General features: G+C 70.5%; 14 protein-coding genes and 1 pseudogene. 9 read left to right on the forward strand and 6 right to left on the reverse strand.

Annotated features, from left to right (window positions below; translation table 11 throughout):
- Positions 1-126: 126 nt before the first annotated feature.
- The 5 genes from ACWGPE_RS02550 (at position 127) to ACWGPE_RS02570 (ending at position 8,143) form a co-directional block, all read left to right on the forward strand.
- Positions 127-1,326 (forward strand): ROK family protein, encoded by a 1,200-nt coding sequence (locus tag ACWGPE_RS02550; protein ID WP_452048060.1) that lies wholly within the window; start codon positions 127-129, stop codon positions 1,324-1,326.
- A 328-nt stretch (positions 1,327-1,654) separates the two neighbouring features.
- The gene (locus tag ACWGPE_RS02555; RefSeq protein WP_275505349.1) at positions 1,655-3,007 is read left to right on the forward strand and encodes an extracellular solute-binding protein; all 1,353 of its coding nucleotides are present in this window, start codon (positions 1,655-1,657) and stop codon (positions 3,005-3,007) included.
- 4 nt (positions 3,008-3,011) lie between these two features.
- A complete protein-coding gene (locus ACWGPE_RS02560; protein WP_376930528.1) occupies positions 3,012-3,971 on the forward strand; it encodes a carbohydrate ABC transporter permease in 960 nt (319 codons plus the stop codon).
- Entirely contained in the window at positions 3,968-4,804 is an 837-nt protein-coding gene (locus tag ACWGPE_RS02565; RefSeq protein ID WP_231429918.1) for a carbohydrate ABC transporter permease, read from the forward strand. Before ACWGPE_RS02560 ends, ACWGPE_RS02565 begins: the two co-directional genes overlap by 4 nt.
- Positions 4,805-4,816: 12 nt before the next feature.
- Positions 4,817-8,143, forward strand: coding sequence for a glycoside hydrolase family 38 N-terminal domain-containing protein (locus tag ACWGPE_RS02570; protein WP_452048061.1), 3,327 nt, complete (start codon positions 4,817-4,819; stop codon positions 8,141-8,143).
- 94 nt (positions 8,144-8,237) lie between these two features.
- Here the strand turns inward: ACWGPE_RS02570 and ACWGPE_RS02575 are convergent, their stop codons facing one another.
- On the reverse strand, positions 8,238-9,209 hold the full coding sequence (locus tag ACWGPE_RS02575) for a patatin-like phospholipase family protein (RefSeq protein ID WP_452048062.1): 972 nt from the start codon (positions 9,207-9,209) through the stop codon (positions 8,238-8,240).
- Positions 9,210-9,395: 186 nt separating this feature from the next.
- Between ACWGPE_RS02575 and ACWGPE_RS02580 the strand changes: the two genes are divergently transcribed.
- Positions 9,396-10,313 (forward strand): LLM class F420-dependent oxidoreductase, encoded by a 918-nt coding sequence (locus ACWGPE_RS02580; protein ID WP_452048063.1) that lies wholly within the window; start codon positions 9,396-9,398, stop codon positions 10,311-10,313.
- Between the two features lie 16 nt (positions 10,314-10,329).
- Here the strand turns inward: ACWGPE_RS02580 and ACWGPE_RS02585 are convergent, their stop codons facing one another.
- The gene (locus ACWGPE_RS02585) at positions 10,330-10,644 is read right to left on the reverse strand and encodes a DUF1905 domain-containing protein (protein WP_452048064.1); all 315 of its coding nucleotides are present in this window, start codon (positions 10,642-10,644) and stop codon (positions 10,330-10,332) included.
- Between the two features lie 135 nt (positions 10,645-10,779).
- Between ACWGPE_RS02585 and ACWGPE_RS02590 the strand changes: the two genes are divergently transcribed.
- The 3 genes from ACWGPE_RS02590 to ACWGPE_RS02600 all read left to right on the forward strand — a co-directional run bounded on the left by ACWGPE_RS02590 (position 10,780) and on the right by ACWGPE_RS02600 (position 12,836).
- A complete protein-coding gene (locus tag ACWGPE_RS02590; protein WP_452048065.1) occupies positions 10,780-11,292 on the forward strand; it encodes a methylated-DNA--[protein]-cysteine S-methyltransferase in 513 nt (170 codons plus the stop codon).
- Between the two features lie 164 nt (positions 11,293-11,456).
- Positions 11,457-11,930: a MarR family winged helix-turn-helix transcriptional regulator gene (locus tag ACWGPE_RS02595; RefSeq protein ID WP_231429924.1), complete on the forward strand. Its 474-nt coding sequence runs from the start codon at positions 11,457-11,459 to the stop codon at positions 11,928-11,930.
- 45 nt (positions 11,931-11,975) lie between these two features.
- The gene (locus ACWGPE_RS02600; protein WP_231429925.1) at positions 11,976-12,836 is read left to right on the forward strand and encodes a 3-hydroxyacyl-CoA dehydrogenase; all 861 of its coding nucleotides are present in this window, start codon (positions 11,976-11,978) and stop codon (positions 12,834-12,836) included.
- A gap of 137 nt (positions 12,837-12,973) precedes the next feature.
- Here ACWGPE_RS02600 and ACWGPE_RS02605 read toward each other — a convergent pair whose 3' ends face one another.
- From ACWGPE_RS02605 to ACWGPE_RS02620, 4 genes and pseudogenes are all read right to left on the reverse strand, one after another.
- Positions 12,974-16,081 carry a M14 family zinc carboxypeptidase gene (locus ACWGPE_RS02605; protein ID WP_452048066.1) on the reverse strand — a complete coding sequence of 1,036 codons (3,108 nt, stop codon included), beginning with the start codon at positions 16,079-16,081 and terminating at the stop codon, positions 12,974-12,976.
- Between the two features lie 202 nt (positions 16,082-16,283).
- Positions 16,284-17,621, reverse strand: a pseudogene (locus ACWGPE_RS02610) (MFS transporter).
- 101 nt (positions 17,622-17,722) lie between these two features.
- Positions 17,723-19,810, reverse strand: coding sequence for an ABC transporter ATP-binding protein (locus ACWGPE_RS02615; RefSeq protein ID WP_452048067.1), 2,088 nt, complete (start codon positions 19,808-19,810; stop codon positions 17,723-17,725).
- The gene (locus ACWGPE_RS02620) at positions 19,807-21,540 is read right to left on the reverse strand and encodes an ABC transporter ATP-binding protein (protein ID WP_452048068.1); all 1,734 of its coding nucleotides are present in this window, start codon (positions 21,538-21,540) and stop codon (positions 19,807-19,809) included. Before ACWGPE_RS02620 ends, ACWGPE_RS02615 begins: the two co-directional genes overlap by 4 nt.
- Positions 21,541-21,610 lie beyond the last annotated feature (70 nt).

Below are 21,610 nucleotides of genomic sequence, written 5' to 3' on the forward strand. Positions count from 1 at the left end.
AGCGAACCCGTGGGGAGGGGGCACGAGATGGCACAGGCTCCGACACCCACGCTATCCGACCCGGCTTCGCCGGCGCAGCCGCAGGCATCCGCCCCAGCCGCCCGCCGCGGTACCAACCTGCCGCGCATGGGCGACTTCAACCGCTCGGTCATCTTCGATGCGATCCGCCGCGCGCCCGAGGGTCGCAGCCGCGTCGAACTCGTCGAGATGACCGGCCTCTCGACGCAGACCGTCAGCAACATCGCCCGTCGCCTGCTCGACGACGCGCTCATCGTCGAGGCGGGCAAGACGAGCGCGGCGGGGCTCGGCAAGCCGCGCACGATCCTGCGGCTGAACCCCGACGGGCTCTACGCCGCCGGCGTGCACATCGACCCCGCAGTCATGACCTTCGTGCTGCTCGACCTCACCGGCCGGGTCGTCGCGCACAGCCGGCTGAAGACGCCGAAGGCCGCCGACCCCGATCACGTGATGGCCCGCATCGACGACCGGTTCGAACAGCTCGTCGCCGACTCCGGAATCGCCCGCGAGAAGATCGTCGGCCTCGGGCTCGCCGCCCCCGGCCCCATCGACCAGGAGCGCGGCACGATCGTCGACCCGCCGAACCTGCACGGCTGGCACCGCGTGCCCCTGCGCGACGCGCTCGAGCGGTCGACCGGCCTGCCCGTGCTCGTCGACAAGGACGTGACGGCGGCCGCCGTCGCCGAGACGTGGGTCGGTGGCGAGAGCGGCACCGGATCGTTCGTCTTCTTCTACATCGGCACCGGCATCGGAGCGGGCCTCGTGCTCGACGACGAGCTCATGCGCGGCGTCTCGGGCAACGCGGGCGAGATCGGCCACATCGTCGCCGATCCCGACGGGCCGCCGTGCTTCTGCGGCCAGCGCGGCTGCATCGCGGTCACCATCACGCCGCAGGCGATGGTCGACGAGGCCGAAGACGCGGGCGTGCTCGCGCCCGCCCCGCACGAGACGCCCCGCGAGATCGACGCCCAGTTCGACCTGCTCTGCGAAGCCGCGGCCGCTGGGGACGCCTCGGCGGCAGCCATCCTCGACCGCGCGGCCGACCGCACGGCCCGCACCGTCGCCGTGCTCACCAACCTGCTCGACGTCGACCGCGTCGTCTTCGGCGGGCCGTTCTGGGCGCGCCTCGAGGCGCGGTACCTCGAGCGCATTCCGCCGTGCCTCGACGAGTACAGCGCGACGGCGGCGCTGCGAAGGATCGAGGTCGCGGGCACCGGAGTGGGCGACGACGTCGCGGCGATCGGCGCGGCGAGCCTCGTGCTCGAGCGCAGCTTCACGCCCTCGGCGACCCGGCTGCTGCTCGGGTAGACGCGAGTGGGGTGAGGGGCGCCCCGACGGAGGGGCGGCATCCACCAGCTGGTTGAGGAGCGCCGCCGCGGCGCGGCGACGCATCTCGGAACCAACGTCACCGGACAAATTGCCCCTTGCCGACTAACTCCATTCGATTTACTATGTGCAGGTGGGGAACGCGAACGCCCCGCGGAGCGCGGTTCGGGGGAGCCGACGGTCTCCACGGGGCGTGTCGCTTCCGCACGCCCACATGAGTCCCGATGCCCCAGCGGGTCAGCACCATCACGCGCACCACCCGACAACGCCCGAACCGCCTGCAAGCACTCGAGCAAAGGAGCACGAGACCATGCACCGCACCCGCGCCACCCTCGCCTTCGCGGTCGTCACCGCCGCGACCGTCGCCCTCGTCGGCTGCAGTGCCGACTCGGGCGGCGGTGACGACGACACGATCCGCATCGTCTACCAGAAGACCGACGCGTTCGTCGCGCTCGACGACCTCTTCAAGAAGGTGAAGCCCGAGTTCGAGAAGGCGAACCCGGGCATCACGGTCTCGCTCGAGCCGATCGTCGCCGACGAGGCCGACTACGGCACGAAGCTCGCGCTCATGCAGCAGAGCCCCGACACGGCACCCGACGTCTTCTACGAGGACACGTTCAAGGTGCGCAGCGACGTCGACGCCGGCTACCTCCTGAACCTCGACGAGTACCTCGCCGACTGGAGCGACTGGTCGCAGTTCAACGAGGGCGCGAAAGAGGCGGGCCGCGCCGACGACGGCAGCGTCTACGCGGTGCCGCTCGGCACCGACACGCGCGGCATCTGGTACTCGAAGTCGGTGCTCGAAGAGGCCGGCGTCGCCTTGCCGTGGGAGCCGAAGTCGTGGGAGGAGATCCTCGACACCGCCCGCAAGGTGCACGCCGCCTCGCCCGACAAGGTCGCGTTCAACGTCTACTCGGGCAAGCCCGCCGGCGAGGGCTCGGTCATGCAGGGCTTCGGCATGCTGATGTACGGCACCGACGACGAGCTCTACGACGCCGACGAGAAGAAGTGGGTCACCGGCTCGCAGGGCTTCGTCGACTCGCTGGCCTTCATCGAGACGCTGTATTCCGAGGGCCTCGCGCCCGCTCCCGACGTCGCGCTCGACGGCTCGATGTGGCAGAAGCTGTTCGGCGAGTGGTTCCCGAACGGCCAGATCGGAGGCACGATCGAGGGCTCCTGGTCGCCGTCGTTCTGGATGGAGGGCGGCCAGTACGCCTGGCCCGAGTACGTCGACGACATCGGCGTCGCGGCCTTCCCGACGCAGAACGGCCAGGGCGACGGCGCGGTCAGCCTCTCCGGCGGCTGGACCCTCGCGGTCGGCGCGAACAGCGGCAACCCCGACGCGGCGTTCGACTTCCTCGCGATGGCGCTCGACAAGGAGAACGCGCTCGACTACAACATCGCGAACTCGCAGATCGCGGTGCGCACCGACGTCGCCGAAGACCCGGCGTACCTCGAGGCGAACCCCTTCATCGGGTTCTTCACCGACCTGGTGACCTCCACGCACTTCCGGCCGGCGACTGCCGACTATCCCCAGATCTCGGCTGAGATCCAGGCGGCCACCGAGGCCGTCATGACGGGGCAGATGACGCCGGAAGAGGCGGCCGCCGCCTATGACGAGGCGGTGGTCGGAATCGTCGGCGAAGACAACGTGACCGGCTAGGAGCATGGTCGCGGTCTCATCGCCGCCGATCGATGGCGGCCGGCCGACGCGGGATGACCCGAACTTCCGCGTCGGCCGGCAACCGCCTCGGCACGGCCGGCGGGCGCTCGTGCGCCTGCTGCCGGTCGCCCCGTCGATCGTGCTGCTCGCCCTCTTCATGGTGGGCCCGGTCGTCTGGGCGTTCTACGTCTCGTTCACGAACACCGCGCTGACCGGTCGCGCGGCGCGCGACCCCCAGTGGGTCGGACTCGACAACTACGTCGACCTCTTCACCGACCGTGCGTTCCCGCTGTCGCTGCTGCTCACGTTCGTCTTCGTGCTCGGCTCGGCCGTGATCGGCCAGAACCTCATCGGCCTCGGGCTCGCGATCCTCATGACGCGGGCGAACCGCGTCGTGCGCGCCGTCGTCGGCACGGCCGTGGTCGCGGCGTGGGTACTGCCCGAGATCGTCGCGGCGTTCGCCGCGTACGCGTACTTCGCCGACGACGGCACCCTCAACCAGCTGCTCGCCGCGATCGGCATCGCCGGCCCCAACTGGCTGTTCGACTTCCCGATGCTCGCCGTGATCCTCGCGAACGTGTGGCGCGGCACCGCCTTCTCGATGCTCGTGTACGAGGCCGCCCTCAACGACGTGCCGCCCGAGATCACCGAAGCGGCGATCGTCGACGGCGCGGGCGGTGCGAAGCGGCTCTGGTGGGTGACGCTGCCGATGATCCGCTCGTCGATCGCGACGAACCTCATGCTCATCACGCTGCAGACGCTCGCCGTGTTCACGCTCATCTGGGTGATGACGAAGGGCGGCCCGGGCATGGCCAGCTCGACCCTGCCGGTCTTCGCCTATCAAGAGGCGTTCAAGTTCCAGCAGATCGGCTACGGCTCGGCCATCGCGGTCGTCATGATCGTCGTCGGCGCGATCTTCTCGGTGGGCTACATCAGGATGCTGCGTCCGGAGCGTGACACGTGAACCTCGCGTCGCCGCGCCGTGCCGCGGCATCCCTCGCCCGCAACCTGGCACTCGTGCTCATCGGCCTCTGCTTCGTCGTGCCGCTCGCATGGCTCGTGCTCGCCTCGATCGACACGTCGCCGAGCCAGCGCACCGAGGTGCCCGAGGGGTTCACCCTCGCGAACTACCAGGCCGTGCTCACGTTCGACGGCACCCTGCTGCCGCTCTGGAACTCCACCCTGCTCTCGACGGGCACCGCGATCGTGACGGTGCTCGTCGCGGTGCTCGCGGCGTACCCGCTCTCGCGGTACCAGTCGCGGTTCAACAAGCCGTACCTCTACGCGATCCTGTTCGGCACGTGCCTGCCGATCACGGCGATCATGGTGCCGGTGTACAGCCTCTTCGTGCGGCTCGGCTACCTCGACAACCTCGCTGCGGTCACGTTCTTCATGGCGGCGACGAGCCTGCCGATGGCGATCTGGATGATGAAGAACTTCATGGACTCCGTGCCCGTCTCGCTCGAGGAGGCGGCGTGGGTCGACGGCGCCTCGGCGATGGGCACGCTGCGCCGCATCGTCGTGCCGCTCATGCGGCCGGGCATCGCGGTGGTGTTCATCTTCGTGTTCATCCAGGCGTGGGGAAACTTCTTCGTGCCGTTCATCCTGCTGCTGAGCCCGGCGAAGCAACCTGCCGCCGTGAGCATCTACAGCTTCTTCGGCCAGTACGGCACGGTCGCCTACGGCGAGCTCGCCGCCTTCTCGCTGCTGTACTCGTTGCCGGTCATCGCGCTGTACGTGCTCGTGTCGCGCGGCATCGGCGGTTCGTTCGCGCTGCAGGGCGCGGTCAAGGGATAGGGGAGAGCCCGCATGCACGACGATTCCGCCCTGGTCGAGACCCGCATCGCCCGCTTCGTGCGCGAGCGCCTCGAACCCGCGATCTACCGCGAGCGGGTGCCCGCGCGACTCGAGCGCTGGGAGGCGCCGGGCGAACCGGTACCGTTCGCCGAGGCCGTCGCACAGCAGTTCGCTCCCGTCGCCCCCGGCGACGCGTGGGGGCGCGCGTGGGGCACGACGTGGTTCAGGGTCACGCTGCCGGAGGTACCCGGTGCTCGAGGAGCGGAGCGAATCGAGACCCCGTCGCAGGGCCCCGAAACGGTCGCTGCGTTCCCCGCTCGAACATCGGAGGCTCACTGGGAGCTCGTGGTCGACCTCGGGTTCATCGGGGTCGCGCCCGGGTTCCAGGCCGAGGCGCTCGTGTGGCGCACCGACGGCACGATCGTGAAGGCGGTCGAGCCGCGCAACCGGGCGGTGCCGCTCGAGCTGATCGCCGGTTCTGCCGGTCGAGTCGGCGCGCAGCGCCGCATCGAGGCCACGGGGCCCGGGGGTCTCGATACGCGTACCGCTTCGCCGGGCGCTCCTCGACCGGCGACCACCGTGTACCTCGAGGCGGCGTCGAACCCCGACATCAGCCAGAACTGGTCGTTCGCCCCGACGCCCCGCGGCGAGTGGGAGACGGCGGGCGACGACCCGATCTACGTGCTCGGCGACGTCGACCTCGCGCTCCGCGACGTCACCGTCTGGGAGCTCGTGCAGGACGCCTGGACCCTCCGCGGCCTCGAGGCGCAACTGCCCGAGGCATCGCCGCGCCGCGCCCAGATCGTGCGCGCGCTCGAGCGCATGATCGACGAGATGGACCCCGACGACATCGCCGGCACCGCGGCGCTCGGGCGGAGCATCCTCGCGCCCGTGCTGGCGGCGCCCGCCTGGGCGAGCTCGCACCGCCTGCACGCCGTCGGGCACGCGCACATCGACAGCGCGTGGTTCTGGCCGACCCGTGAGACGGTGCGCAAGGTCGCGCGCACCTTCTCGAACGTCGACGCGCTCATCGAGGAGCACCCGGGCCTCGTGTTCGCGGCGTCGTCGGCGCAGCAGTACGCGTGGCTGAAGCAGCAGTACCCGCAGGTGTTCGAGCGGGTGCGGGCCCGCATCGCCGAGGGGTCGTTCGTGCCGGTCGGCGGCATGTGGGTCGAGTCCGACACGAACCTGCCGGGCGGCGAGGCTCTCGCGCGCCAGTTCGTCGCGGGCAAGCGCTTCTTCATCGAGGAGTTCGGCGTCGAGCCGCTCGAGGTGTGGCTGCCCGACTCGTTCGGCTATTCGGCGGCGCTGCCGCAGCTCGTGCGTGCGGCGGGGTCGCGGTGGTTCCTCACGCAGAAGATCTCGTGGAACGAGACGAACCGCTTCCCGCATCACACGTTCCGGTGGCAGGGCATCGACGGCACCGAGGTGTTCACGCACTTCCCGCCGGTCGACACGTACAACTCAGAGCTGTCGGGCGAGGAGCTCGCCCGGGCCGAACGCCAGTACGCCGAGAAGGGCACGGCGAACACCTCGCTCGTGCCGTTCGGGTGGGGCGACGGCGGTGGCGGGCCGACCCGCGAGATGATCGCCGCGGCCTACCGCACAGCCGATCTCGAGGGCTCGCCCCGCGTGACGCTCTCGTCGCCGCGGCGGTTCTTCGAGACCGCCGAGTCGGAGTACCCGCACCCGCCGGTGTGGTCGGGCGAGCTGTACCTCGAGTTCCACCGGGGCACGTACACGTCGCAGGCGCGCACGAAGCGCGGCAACCGCCGCAGCGAGCACCTGCTGCGCGAGGCCGAGCTGTGGGCGGCGACGGCGGCCGTGCGCGGCGCCGCGCCCTATCCGGTCGACGAGCTCGACGACGCCTGGCACACGGTGCTGCTGCAGCAGTTCCACGACATCCTTCCCGGGTCGTCGATCGCGTGGGTGCACCGCGAGGCCGAGCGCCGCTACGCGGAGGTCGCCGAGGTGCTCGAGGCGATCATCGAGCGCTCGGTGCGCGCGCTCGCCGGGTCGGGCGACGGGACGCTTCGCCTGAACGCCGGACCCTACGACGTGTCGGGCGTGCCGGCGCTGGGTGGGGCGCGTCGATCGAGCGACGAAGGAGCGCACCGAGACCACGCCGCCGGCGGAGCGGCCCTCGATCTGGCGCTGCGCGCCGACTCGACCGGCGACGGGCGCATCACCCTCGCGAACGCCCATCTCGAGGCGGTGCTCGACGCCGACGGACTGCTCGTCTCCCTCCGCCACCGCGAACCCGACGGCCGCCTCGGTCGCGAGGCGATCGCGCCCGGTCGTTCGGCGAAGCTGCTGCAGCTCTTCCGCGACACCCCCAACCAGTGGGACGCGTGGGACATCGACGCCCACTACGCACGCAACGTCGTCGAGCTGCGCAAGGCGGAGTCGGTCGAGGTGTTCGGGTCTCGAGACGGCGGCGACGCGCCTCCTCGAGCACCCGGCGACGAGCGGGTCTCGGTGCGCATCGTGCGCCGGTTCGGGGCATCGAGCCTCGTCGAGACGGTGTCGCTCGGCGCCGACGACCGCGCGCTCGAGGTCGAGTTCGAGGTCGACTGGCACGAGCGGCAGAAGCTCCTGAAGCTCGCGTTCCCGCTCGACGTGCACGCCGACCGGGCGACGAGCGAGATCCAGTTCGGGCACATCCATCGGCCGACCCACGCGAACACCTCGTGGGACTCGGCCCGCTTCGAGACCGTCGCCCACCGCTGGGTGCACGTCGGCGAGCCGGGCTACGGCGTCGCGATCGCGAACGACGCGACGTACGGCCACGACACCCAGCGCGCCGCCGATGTCTCGCGCCCCGGTGCGACCGTCACGACCGTGCGGCTCTCGCTGCTGCGCGCCCCGCAGTTCCCCGACCCCGAGGCCGACCAGGGCGCGCACCGCATGCGCGTCTCGATCGCGCCCGGTGCGGGCATTCCCGAGGCGATCGTCGAGGGCTACCGCCTCAACCTGCCGCTGCGCACCTTCACCGGTGTGGATGCCTCGGCGATCGACCCGCTCGTGCGCGTGACGGGCGCCGTGGTCGAGGCGGTGAAGCTCGCCGAAGACGGCTCGGGCGACGTCGTCGTGCGCGCCTACGAGGCGCACGGGGCCCGCGCTCGGGCGCGGCTCGAGGCATCCTTCGACGCTCGAGCCGAGTCGACCGACCTGCTCGAACGCCCGCTCGCGGGCACCGGGGGCACGGGAGCCGGGGTCGGCGTCGCGCTCGCCGAGGCCGGCCCGCGTGCGTGGGAGTTCGACCTGCGACCGTTCCAGGTCGTGACCCTGCGCCTGCGCCTGCGGCGCACACCGGTGGCGGAGGCGTCGGTCGAGTAGGCGCCGAGCGCCGCCCGGTCGGTCGAGTGGGCGCGCAGCGCCGTATCGAGACCACGCGGCGGCCGGCCCCGGTGCGGGGCCGACCGCCGAGGGGTCAGTCCCAGAACTCCGCGATGCGCGCGGCGACCGCGCCGCCCCGCTCGAATCCGGCCCGCGCGGCGGCCGGCCGCAGGGCGACGTTCATCGCGTTGTCGAACAGGTGCGCATCCTCGCTCGTCGGGAAGATCGTCTCGACGTGGCTGCCGCCGGCGCGGAGCGCATCGACCTGGTCGGCGAGCTGGAGCCGCCACTCGAGCGGCAGCCTGGTCCTGCCGCCGAACGGCGACAGCACGAGCACCCGCTCGTACCCGGTCGCGAGGTCGGCGTTCTCGGCGTTCGTGCGGTAGCCGCCGTCGATGTACGGGTGACCGTCGATCCGGTAGGCGAACCCGCCCGCGCAGCTCGCGGCGACGGCGTCGACCAGGTCGACCCCGCTGTCGCGATCGAAGACGACCGGTTCGCCGGTCTCGGCGTCGACCGCGGTGAGGAGCACCGTTCGCAGCGGCCAGTCCGAGCTCGGGAAGCGCGAGGCGACGGTGGCCCGCCAGCGCGCCTGCTGGGCGTCGTCCGACGAGGCGTCCAGTTCGAGGGCGGAGACGCCCATCTTCCGGCGCATGTCGTCGGCGTCGGTGGCGGCGGCGATGATCGCGCCGGTCCGTGCGAGGTGGTCGACCGGCCGGCCGGCCGGCCGGAGCCCGGGACCGGATCCGTGCGTCGTACCCGCCCAAGCCTGGCCTGCGATCGGGGCGGGCTGCGGCGGTGCCGCCTCGACGATCGCGGCGTACAGGTCGGCCGGGCTCGCGCCGGCCAGCTGGGCCGCCGCGGTGGATCCGGCGGACGTGCCGATGGTCACGTCGGGTGCGGTCACGTCGACGCCGGCGTCGGCGAGGCCCGCGACGACGCCGACGAGCCAGGCGTTGCCGGTCGAACCGCCGCCGCCGAGGACGAGGGCTCGGGCGCCCGAGGCGGGCACGCGCGCGGTGGCGTCGACGAGCTGTCGGGAGAGAGAAGAAGGTGTGGTGTGCATGGGAGTCGCCTTTCGCGAATTGCCTGTTCGGCGCTCCCGGCGGCGACTACCTCAGTCGCGGATCGTGGACTGCAGGGGAGCGCCCACTGATACTGCGTTCATGGGTCTCACCTCCTGTCTCGATCACGATCACCGGGGACGGTATCACGATGGGGATGCCGCGGCAATCGTCGTAGGCTCGCGAGCATGACTGAAGCCGAAGCCGGCATCGCGCCGACGGGCACGCGCGACGTGCCCGTCGCGCTGCACGTGCCCCGCCCCGACCGCCCCGCCCGCATCGCCGTGCAGGTGAAGCCGCAGCACGCGAGCTACGCCGAGCTCCGGGCCGCGGTCGTGGCCGCCGAGGAGGCCGGTGCCGACGTCGTGCTCGGGTGGGACCACTTCTTCCCGCTCAGCGGCGACCCCGACGGCGCGCACCTCGAGGCGTGGTCGCTGCTCGCGGCCTTCGCCGAGGTGACCGAGCGCGTCGAACTCGGCGTGCTCGTCTCGTCCACCGGCTACCGAAACCCGCAGCTGCTCGCCGACATGGCCCGTACGGTCGATCACATCAGCGCACGCGACGGCGGTCCGGGTCGGGTCGTCCTCGGCATCGGAGCGGGCTGGTTCGAGCGCGACTACGAGGAGTACGGGTACGAGTTCGGCACCGCGCCCGATCGGCTGCGCAGGCTGCGGGCCGACCTGCCGCTCATCCGCGAGCGGTGGTCGAAGCTCAACCCGCCGCCCACTCGAGCGATCCCCGTGCTCATCGGCGGCGGGGGCGAGCAGGTCACGCTGCGCATCGTCGCGGAGCACGCCGACGTCTGGCACGGATTCGGCGACGCCGAGACGATCGCGCACAAGCACGCGGTGCTCGACGACTGGTGCGGCCGGATCGGCCGTGACCCGGCCGACATCGAGCGCAGCGCCGGCGTCTCGCCGAAGCCCGGTCGCTACGCCGAGGACCTCGACGACTACGCCGGCCATGCCGAGGCGCTCCACGTGGTCGGAACGCGACTCTTCACGGTCGGCCTCGAAGCCGAGACCGGTTGGGATCTCGGGCCCATCCGCGAGCTCGTCGCGTGGCGCGACGAGGTGAACGCGCGCACCGTCGGCGCAGCCGGTTGAAGGACGACCGCGGGCCTCAGCCGTCGTGCACGGTCAGGCGCACCTCGATCACATCGCCCTCGCCGATCTGCTCGGCCTCGAGCACCGCGCGCCTCAGCGGCAGGGCGTACGTGTCGCCCGAGGGGAAGATCGACGTGCTCCACGTCGTGCCGCCGACCGTCGCCGTCACGCGAGCGGAGTTGAACCCCCGAGGCATCCGCGGCCGGTCGGAGATGTCGGAGCTCGGCTCGGGCGGAACGTCGACGAAGAACCAGTTGCGACGCGACGCCCACTCGTAGATCTCGGCGGTGAAGGCGACGCGCATTCCGGTCGCGGGGCGAGGGTCGCGCATGCGGTCATCGTACGGCGACCGGCCGACACCATGGGCTCGGCCCGTCGGCGCGAAGCCCTGCGCCGGCCGGGACGAAGTCCGATTCCCGCCGCCGGATCGAGCACCGCAGACCTCGAACGGCGTGAGGATGGAGACATGACCCGACGCCACGCCACGCTGACGACGGCGCTCGGCGAGCTGCTCGTCGTCGCCGACGGCGACGCGCTCGCGGGCATCTACTTCCCGGGGCACTGGCATCCGCCGACCGCGGGCACGATCGGCGTCGAGGTGTCCACGCGCGACGACGCGCTCATCGCACGGCTCGGCGTCGAGCTCGACGAGTACCTCACCGGCGCCCGCACCGAGTTCGACCTGCCGACGGCGCCCGAGGGCGACGAGTTCCAGCACGCCGTCTGGGGCATGCTCCGCGGCATCCCGCTCGGCACGACGGTGACCTACGGCGAGCTCGCCGAGCGCCTCGGCGATCGCAACCTCGCCCGGCGGGTCGGGGGTGCCGTCGGGCGCAATCCGCTCAGCATCATCGTGCCGTGCCACCGGGTGGTCGGCGCCGACGGATCGCTCACGGGCTACGCCGGCGGCCTCGAGCGCAAGAGGTTCCTGCTCGAGCTCGAGGGCGCGCCCGTCGTCGCGCAGGCGCGCCTCTTCTGAGCTGAGCGCGGGAGCGGACGACCGCCGACGGGTGTCGGTGGATGCAGGCGACCCGGCGCCCCGGCGACCCGCTGACTCGGCACTCCGACATCCATCCGGCTTTTTCTGTTGCGGAATGCAACGCACGAGCGTAGCGTTGCATATGACAACAGAAGGAGCCGGGCATGGTGAAGCGCACACCCCGCGACGAGCACGCCGCAGCGATCCTGCGCGAGCTCATCGTCATCACCCGGCGCGGCGTCGCCGACGCCCGCACCGCGCAGTTCAGCCTGAGCATGACCGACCAGTCGATCCTCGGCTACATCGTCGACCACCCCCAGTGCCGCTCGACCGACATCGCCGAGGCGTTCCGCCTCAACCGCTCGACCGTGTCGCGCCAGCTCGCGGGCCTCACCCGCCTCGGCGTCGTGCGCGAGATCGCGGATGCCTCGGGCCGAGGCCGCCCGCTCGAACTCACCGACGCCGGCTGGTCCGCGTACCGCGAGGCGATCGCGCTCCTGCAGGGTGTCGTCGACCGTCACCTCGGTGACTGGAACGACGCCGAGGTCGCCCGCTTCGCGACCGACCTCACGCGGTTCAACGACGCCGCGACCGACGGCGACCGGCCGAGGCATCCCCGAGACGAACGCGCCGGCTGAGGCGCGCGAGGCCCCACGAGGGCACGACAGGAAGAAGGAATCATCATGACCGCAGTGCAGCACGTGACCGTGCTCGGAACCGGAGTGCTCGGCTCGCAGATCGCGTACCAGACCGCGTACAGCGGCCTCGAGGTCGTCGCCTACGACCTCGACGACGCCGCGCTCGCCGCGGCGAAGCAGCGCTTCGAGAAGCTCGCCGCGACGTACGTCGAGGAGGGCGTCGACGGTGCCGCCGACGGGAGGGCGCAGGCCGCGCTCTCTCGCATCACCCTCTCGGCCGACCTCGGCGAGGCGGTCGCGAACGCCGACCTCGTCATCGAGGCCGTGCCCGAGAGCATCGACATCAAGCGCTCGACCTACGAGAAGCTCGCCGCCGTCGCCCCCGAGCGCACGATCTTCGCGACGAACTCGTCGACGCTGCTGCCGAGCGCCATCGCCGACGCGACCGGCCGCCCCGACCGGTTCCTCGCGCTGCACTTCGCGAACCGCATCTGGGCGCACAACACCGCCGAGATCATGGGAACCCCGGCGACCGACCCCGCCGTGTACCGCACGGTCGTCGAGTTCGCCGAGGCCATCGGCATGGTGCCGATCGAGATCAAGAAGGAGCAGCCGGGCTACGTGCTCAACTCGCTGCTCGTGCCGTTCCTCTCGGCGGCCGGCCAGCTGCTCGTCGACGGCGTCGCCGAGCCCGAGGCGATCGACGCGACCTGGCGCATCGGCACCGGCGCACCGATGGGTCCGTTCCAGATCTACGACATCGTCGGGCTCACGACGGCCTACAACATCTCGATGATGGGCGGGCCGAAGCAGCAGGAGTTCGCCGCGCTCATCAAGGAGCGCTACATCGACCAGGGCAAGCTCGGCGTCGCCACCGGCGAGGGCTTCTACCGCTACGGCGCCTGAGCCGGGTCACGGCGGGGTCGGGTCGGAGCGCAGCGACGTATCGAGGCCTCTCGCGCGAGGTCTCGGTACGCTCCGCTGTTCGGCCACCTGTGGTCGCGAGGTCTCGATACCGGTCGCCCATCGACCACCGGGCGGCGTCAGTCGAGCAGGTGCTCCAGCGCCCGGCCCATCCACTCGGCCCGGATGCCGGCATCGTCGATGCCCTCGAACCCGAACCCGGTCATGAGCGACCCCGGCGTCGCCACCACCGCGGCCTCGGGGAACCCGGCCGCCGTCGTGACGATGAAGTCGTTCGGGTTCGGTGCGCTCCCCTCGGGCGGCCCGGTGACCTCCCAGCCACCGGTGTCGCCGCCCTCGAACGACGTCGTGCCCTCACCGGTCGACACCTCGATGTCGTCGACGAAGACGCCCAGCCCCTGCGTCGACCAGTCGCTGATGTACGCGATCGACACCTCGACCTGACCGCCCGCGAAGGCATCCAGGTCGACCGACCACTGCTGCCAGCCGCCGGAGTTGCCGGAAGCGGCCTGCCAGACGCCCGACGTGCCGGTCGGTTCGCAGGTGCTCGCCGCCTCGTCGTACGTCTGGTAGTGGTCGAGGTGCGGGTGCAGCTCGCGCCATCCGGCCGGGCAGCTCTCACCGACGCTGTCCGACGTGCTTCCGCCCAGCTCGGGCAGCGTCGTCCAGTCGTCCTCGCCGGGAGTGTGCGCCTCGACGGCGACGTGGTCCCAGTCGGCCTCGGTGTCGTACGACGTCCAGAACGAGAGGTCGGCGCCGTCGGCGGGCACGTCGATCGTGCGCGTCAGCCGCTTGTACGACACGTCGGCGATCTGCGAGTACGCGTAGGCGTCACCGGTGTGCGGCTCGAACGGCCCGCCCGTGCGGTCCCAGCGGCCTGCGACCCAGCTCTCGAACTGCGGGTACTGCTGCGGGTCGAGGATGCCGCTCGTCGTGATGAACGAGTTGCTGTGATCCTGGTTCGGCGCGCTGTCGGTGCCGCTGAAGCCCCAGTCGAGGCCGGTGAACGGCGTGTCCACGCCGAGCACGTCGAGGAGTTCGCCCTCCTCCGTCGTGCCGGCGTCGTCGACCACGAGGTAGGCGCCGAGCCAGTACTGCAGCGTGTCGTTCGTGGCGTCGCCCGACCCGCCGAGCGGCCGGCACCGGGGAAGGATGCCGCCGGCGGTCCGGCACTGCGCGTTCGCCGCGGTCGGGTCGTACAGCTGATCGGTGCCCGCGTACTGCGTGCCGGCGTACTTGCCGGTGTAGAGCACCTGACCGCCCTCGTTGAGGAAGTCGCGCACTTCGAGCGTGTTGTCGAGCGCCAGCCGCGAGGCGGTGCCGCCGGGCCACCCCGGTTCTCGGGTGATGATGTCGTCGCCCGTGTACCAGATGACGGCGTCGTAGTGCGAGAGCACTCCGAGGGCATCGGGCGCCGTGCGGCCGCGCGCATCGACGTCGTAGACGTCGTACCCCGTGCCGTTGGCCGCGAGCGCCTCCTCGTAGAAGTCGAGGTAGTTCGGTCCGCCCGCCTGCACGGGCGAGGCGCCCGTGTAGTCCTCGGCCGCGAGGACCAGCACGTCGTCGGTCGATTCCTCGACCGCCCGGTAGGTGAACGAGTCGCTCGTCTCGCCGCCGCCCTCGAACCAGACGTCGACCTCGTCGCCCGGCTCGGTGCCGGTGACGAAGCCGCTCATGATGCGGTAGTGCACGGCCGTCTTGCCGCCGTAGCGATCACCGCCGGTCCACTCCTCGGTCGTCGCGCTCACCGGATCGCCGCCGTTGATCGAGTACTTGAGCGTGATGTCGCCCAGGTCCCGCTTGGCGATGACGCGAACCTCCTGCGGGTCGCCGTACGAGTACTCGAAGGTGAAGTCCGCAAGCGGCAGGCCCGCCTTGTAGGTGTCGTCGCTCTCCAGGTAGAAGGGCTTCGTCTCGATGCCCAGGTGCGACACCGGGTCGTCGGGGTCGGCCGCGGACTTCGCGACATCGAGCGCGAACGGCAGCGCGCGCTCGAACTCGGCCTGGACCTGCGCCTCGTCGTCGGGGAACACGAACCCGCCACCGGTCGGGAGGCCCTCGCCGAGTTCGGGCGTCCATGCGAGGGTGCCCCGCTGGGCGTGCGCGAAGTCGGTCGTCTCGCCGTTGGTCACGTAGAGCACGTCCGACGACAGTCCCGGCTCGAAGTCGGGGATCGCCGGGTCGTCGAGGTTGCCCGAGAGCGCGTAGTAGATCGGGTCGTCGGCGGTCGGGGTGCCGGTCTGCCAGCCCTCCGCGTACAGCAGCCACTGCCCGTAGGAGTGGTAGTTGACCTGGAACGAGAAGTCGGCGCGATCGAGCAGGGCCATCATCGCCTGCGTCTCGGGCTCGGACCCCGCCGACGGGCCGCGGTACGTGTCGCTCGAGATCTGCGACGACGACCCCTCCTCGTCGTACCCGAAGTGCTCGGGGTAGTTGCGGTTGGGGTCGACGCCGTCGGCGCGCGTGATCCGGCCGTCGCCGTCGTTGTCGCGCAGGTTCTTGCGCCACAGCCGCTCGTGGTCGAACGTGTACTGGTAGCCGTCGGGGTTGGCCACGACGAGGAACCAGAACTCGTTCTGCCTGAGCAGGTTCTTGATCTCCTGGTCGCCGCTCCTCCACCCGTCGACGAAGTGGTGCAGCAGGCGGCGGTTGACCTCGGTCGAGATCCACTCGCGGGCGTGCTGGGTCGAGCTGTAGAGCACCGCCGGCCGCGCGCCGTCGGGCGTCGCCTTCGCCGCCTGGGTGACCTTCATGGCGATGAGCTCGCGACCCTCGTAGGTGTGCCCGAGCACCTCGAGCTTCACCACGTTCGGGTTCTTCTTCGCGAGTGAGTACAGCTCGTCGCGGATGCCTCCCGGTTCGTCCCACGACCGGAACACGTCGTAGCCCGCGGCGGCCTGCTCTTCGGCGAGCTGACGGGCCGACTTGCCGTCCTTGTTCTTCTTGACGGCGACGTCGAGGCCGCGGGCCTTGAGGGCCTTCGCCTCGCCGGGCGTGAGCACCAGGTCGATGGTGACCCCCGACTCGGTCACCGTGCTGTTGGCGACGTCGAAGCCGGCCGCGGCGATGTCGGCGGCTTGATCGCCGGTGACCTCCGCCGTGTACATGTCGAGGGCGCTGTCGTTCTCGGCGGCGCCCGCGCCGACGGGACTCAGCATCGTGAACGTCAGCGCGAGTGCGGCGGCGATGAAGACGGCGCGATTGCGTATGGAGCGATTTCCAGCCATGAGCGGACTCCTTCGGCCCGTCTCCGGCCCAGGGCGGATGGTGACGACATCGTCGTGCGACCCCATGTACGTCACGCCTCTGGCGCTCGCTGCGGACCCTACGGGATAGCCTCCCGTGACCACGGGCGCGTGTCAACCCGGTTCTGAGGATTGCTCGCGATGAGTCGAGCGGATGTCGCGAGCTCGGCCGCGAGCGCGAAGCTCAGCCGCGATCGCGATCGCGCCGCCGTGGTCGCGGCTCGTCGAGCCCCATCCGCACGCGGGTGCGCCGGCGCTCGACGATGATGAACACCGAGCCGAGGATCCAGAGCGGCATCTGCGTGAGGAACGCGATGCGGAACGCCTCGAGCGTGTACGTCTCGGGCGTTCCGGCGCCCTGCAGGTCCATCGCGAGGCCGATCAGGAAGATCGCGATGAGGCCCGCGATGAACCCGCCGCCGTTGACGATGCCCGTCGCCGTGCTGAGCCGGTGGCTCGGATTGTGCGTGCGAGCGTGGTCGAACGCGATCATCGATGCCGGGCCGCCGGTCGCGAGCGCGAGCGCGAGCAGGAACAGCAGCCAGACCGGCGCCGGTCCGGGCCACACGATCACGATGAGCCACGCCACCGCCTGGATCGCGATCGTCGGCAGCACGAGCATGCGCGAGCGGCGCAGCGGGTGCCGGCTCGAGAGCGCCCCCATGACGGGCCCGACGAGCATGCCGAACACGACGAACGCGCTCACGACCAGCGAGGCCATCGCGGGCGTGAGCCCTTCGCCCGCCGTCAGGAACGGGAAGCCCCACAGCATCACGAACGCGGTGCCCGCGAACGGCGTCGTGAAGTGCGACCAGAATGCGAGCCTGGTGCCGGGGTGTCCCCACGACTCGCGGAAGCCCTGCCGGAGGTCGGCCGACGAGCGCACGACGGCGATCGCCCCGGTCTCGGTGTTGACCGAGACATCCGCGTCGCTCGTCGGCGGGTGGTTGCGGATGATCGCGAACGTCAGCACCGCGAACAGGGCCCCGAGGCCGGCGAGGCTGCCGAATGCGACCGTCCAGCTCGTGGCGTGCAGCAGCGCCGCCATCGGCAGCAGGGCGAGCAGCTGGCCGGTCTGGCCGACGATGCCGGTCATCTGCACGACGAGCGGCGCGCGCTGCTGCGGGAACCAGGTCGCCACGACGCGCAGCACGCTCGGGAAGACGGCCGCATCGCCCGCGCCGAGCAGCACGCGGGCGAGGATCGCCGTGCCGACGTCGGTCGAGACCGCCATGACGAGCTGGCCGACCGCCATGAGCACCATGCCGGCGGTGACGATCGGACGGGCGCCGAACCGGTCGAGCAGCAGCCCGACGGGAATCTGCATGCCGCCGTAGACGAAGAGCTGGATGACCGCGAACATCGACAGCGTCGAGGCATCCGCGTCGAACCTCAGGGCCGCATCGGAGCCGACGGCGCCGAGCGAGGTGCGGTTCGTCACCGAGACGACGTAGGCGGCGACGCCGACCCCTCAGACCAGCCAGAGCCGCCACGGGCGCACGGGCTGGGGGAGGATCGTCACCGATCCATTCTCTCCCCCCCCCCCCCCGGCGGCTCCGGGGCCGAAAACGCGATGAGCGGATGCCCCGAAGGGCACCCGCTCACGCGTCACGAACCGTGCGACTACTCGCTCGCCTCGACGATCTCCTCCTCCATGCCCTTCAGCAGGCGGGACTCGGGTTCGGCGTCGGCCGAGGTCACGACCGTGCCGTCACCGAGCGCCTCTTCGGCGTCGATGTCGGATGCGGCCTGCTCGAACTGCGAGTTGTAGAGGCGGTAGTACGCGCCCTTCGCGGCGATGAGCTGCTCGTGGTCGCCCTGCTCGACGATGTCGCCGTGCTCCATCACGAGGATGAGGTCGGCGTCGCGGATCGTCGAGAGACGGTGCGCGATCACGAACGAGGTACGACCCTCGCGGAGCGCCGCCATCGCATGCTGCAGCAGCAGCTCGGTGCGGGTGTCGACCGAGCTCGTCGCCTCGTCGAGGATGAGCACGCTCGGCTGCGCCACGAACGCGCGCGCGATCGTGATGAGCTGCTTCTCACCCGCCGACACGTTCGAGGCGTCCTCGTCGAGCACGGTGTCGTACCCGTCGGGCAGCGAGTGCACGAACCGGTCGACGTACGTCGCCCGCGCGGCGGCGATGATCTCGTCGTCGGTGGCGTCGGCGCGGCCGTAGCGGATGTTCTCGCGGATCGATCCGGCGAACAGCCACGGGTCCTGCAGCACCATGCCGGTCTTCGCCCGGACGTCGTGCCGGGTGAGTTCGGCGATGTCCTGCCCGTTGAGCAGGATGCGCCCAGAGTTCAGCTCGTAGAACCGCATGATGAGGTTCACGAGCGTCGTCTTGCCGGCGCCCGTCGGGCCGACGATCGCGACCGTCTGCCCGGGCTCGACCCGGAACGACAGGTCCTTGATGAGCGGGCGGTCGGGGTGGTACGAGAACGCGACGTGGTCGAACACGATCGTGCCGTCACCGTCCACCGGAGCCGGGGCGTTCGCCGCGTCGGCCTCCTGCTCGTCGGCGTCGAGCAGCTCGAAGACGCGCTCGGCCGAGGCCGTGCCCGACTGCACCACCGCGGCCATGCCGCCGAGCTGCGACAGGGGCTGCGAGAACTGCTGCGAGTACTGGATGAACGCCTGCACGTCGCCGAGTCGCAGCGAGCCGCTCGCGACCATGATGCCGCCGAGCACGGCGATGCCGACGTACTGCAGGTTTCCGATGAAGGTCATCGCGGGCATCATGATGTTCGACAGGAACTGCGCCTTGAACGAGGCCTCGTACAGCTCCTGGTTCTCGGCCTTGAACGCCTCGCGGCTCGCCGCCTCGCGACCGTAGACCTTGACGAGCGCGTGGCCGGAGAACGACTCCTCGACCCGGGCGTTGAGCCGGCCGACCTTGCGCCACTGGGTGCCGAAGGCCTTCTGCGACTTCGGGCCGATGACGCCGAAGATCACGCCCATGAGGGGCAGCGAGACGAGCGCCACGAGCGAGAGCTGCCACGAGATCGAGAACATCATGACGAGCACGCCGATAACGGTGAGCACGTTGGTGAGCGCGCTCGACAGCGACTGCTGCATCGTCTGCGTGATGTTGTCGATGTCGTTCGTGACTCGCGAGATCAGCTCGCCGCGCTGCACCTTGTCGAAGTAGCTGAGCGGCAGCCGGTTGACCTTCGCCTCGACGTCTTCGCGCAGCTTCCACATCGCGCGCACCATGATCACGTTCACGACGTAGCCCTGGATCCACATGAGGATCGACGACGCGATGTAGAGGAACAGCACGAGGATGACGACCTGGCTGAGCGCGACGAAGTCGATTCCCTCGCCGGGAACGAGGTTCATCGCCTGCACCATGTTCGCCTGGTCGGTCTGGCCGGCGGCCTCGAGCTGGTCGACGACCTGCTCCTTCGTGACGCCGGGCGGCATCTGCGCCGAGATGAAGCCCTCGAAGATGAGGTTCGTCGCCTCGGCGAGCACCTTCGGCGCCCAGACCGTCATCACGACGCCGATGGCGCCGAGCACCGAGGCGACCGTGAACCCGAAGGCGTGCGGCTTCAGCAGGCCGAGCAGTCGGCCGAACGACTGGCGGAAGTTCGCGGCCTTGCCGGGCGCGACACCGCCGCTCCAGTCGTCGGCGCTGATGCGGGCCTGTTCGGCCATCTCGAGTTCGAGCTGGTCTTCTTCTGACAGCGGGGTCGGGCTGGTCATCGTGCGGCCTCCACTCCGAGCTGGGATTCGACGATCTCGCGGTACGTCTGGCACGTCTCGAGCAGCTGCTCGTGGGTGCCGACGCCCACGGCGACGCCGTCGTCGAGCACGACGATGCGGTCGGCGTCGGTGATCGTCGAGACGCGCTGCGCCACGACGACCTTGGTCACGCCGGGCAGTTCGCGCCAGAGCGCCTGCCTGAGTCTCGCGTCGGTCGTCAGGTCGAGCGCCGAGAACGAGTCGTCGAAGACGAGGATGTCGGGCTGGTGCACGATCGCCCGCGCGATCGCGAGCCGCTGGCGCTGGCCGCCCGAGACGTTGGTGCCGCCCTGCGCGATCTTCGCGTCGAGCTGGCCCTCCATCTCCTCGACGAAGTCGCGGCCCTGCGCGATCTCGAGCGCGTGCCACAGTTCTTCGTCGGTGGCGTCTTCGCGGCCGAACCGCAGGTTCGATGCGACCGTGCCGGTGAAGAGGAACGGCCGCTGCGGCACGAGGCCGATGCTCTTCCACACGAGGTCGAGGTCGGCGTCGCGCACGTCGACGCCGTTCACGAGCACGCTGCCCTCGGTCGTGTCGAACAGGCGCGGCAGCAACGACACGAGCGTCGTCTTGCCCGCACCCGTCGAGCCGACGATCGCGAGCGTCTCGCCGGGCTCGGCCTTCACGGTGATGCCGCTGAGCACGGGGTGCTCGGCGCCCGGGTACGTGAAGCCCGTGCCGCGGAACTCGACGGTGCCAGGCGTCGGGAACACGGTCACCGGGTTCGCGGGCCGTGCGAGCGTCGACTTGACGTCGAGCACGGCGCCGATCCGCTCGGCCGACACCGCGGCGCGCGGGATCATGATCGTGATGAAGCTCGCCATCATGACGCCCATCAGGATGAGCATGACGTACTGCATGAAGGCGAACAGGACGCCGATCTCGGTGTTGCCCTCGTCGACCTCGATCGCGCCGAACCAGATCACGCCGACGAGCGTGACGTTGAGCACGAGCATGACGAGCGGGAACATCAGCACGAAGAGCGAGCCGACCTTGCGGCCGACGACCATGATGTCGGTGTTCGCCTCGCGGAAGCGCGCCTCCTCGATGTCTTCGCGCACGAAGGCGCGCACGACGCGGATGCCCGTGAGCTGCTCGCGCATGATGCGGTTCACGCCGTCGAGCTTCACCTGGTACGAACGGAACAGCGGCACCATGCGCCAGATGATGAGGCCCGCGACGATGAGGAGCGTGGGCACCGCGACCGCGATGATCCAGCTCAGCCCGATGTCGACCGACAGCGCCTTGTAGATGCCGTAGAACGCCATGATCGGGGCGGCGACGAGGAACGTCGCGCCCATCATGGCGAGCATCTGCACCTGCTGCACGTCGTTCGTGTTGCGGGTGATGAGCGAGCCGGGGCCGAAGGTCGACACCTCGCGCTCGGAGAAGCCCGACACGCGCTCGAAGACGTCGTCGCGGATGTCGCGGCCGAGCTTCATCGCGGCCATCGCGGCGAACCACGTCGCGACGAGCTGGGTGACGATCTGCAGGAGCGACATGCCGAGCATGACGGCGCCCGACTGCCAGATCACGTCGGTGTCGCCCTTGGCGACGCCGTCGTCGATGATCTGCGCGTTGAGCGTCGGAAGTTGGAAGTTGGCGTAGGCGGCGACGATCTGGAAGGCCAGCACGCCGAGTAGGAGAGGCCAGTACGGCCTCAGGTATCTGAACAGGAGTCTTCCGAGCATGTGATCTCCAGGAATCGCGAACGGCGTTGGCCTCGGTCACGGCGGGTTCGTGCGCGCACGACCGCGGGCA

Source organism: Agromyces sp. NPDC055658, from assembly GCF_053618155.1.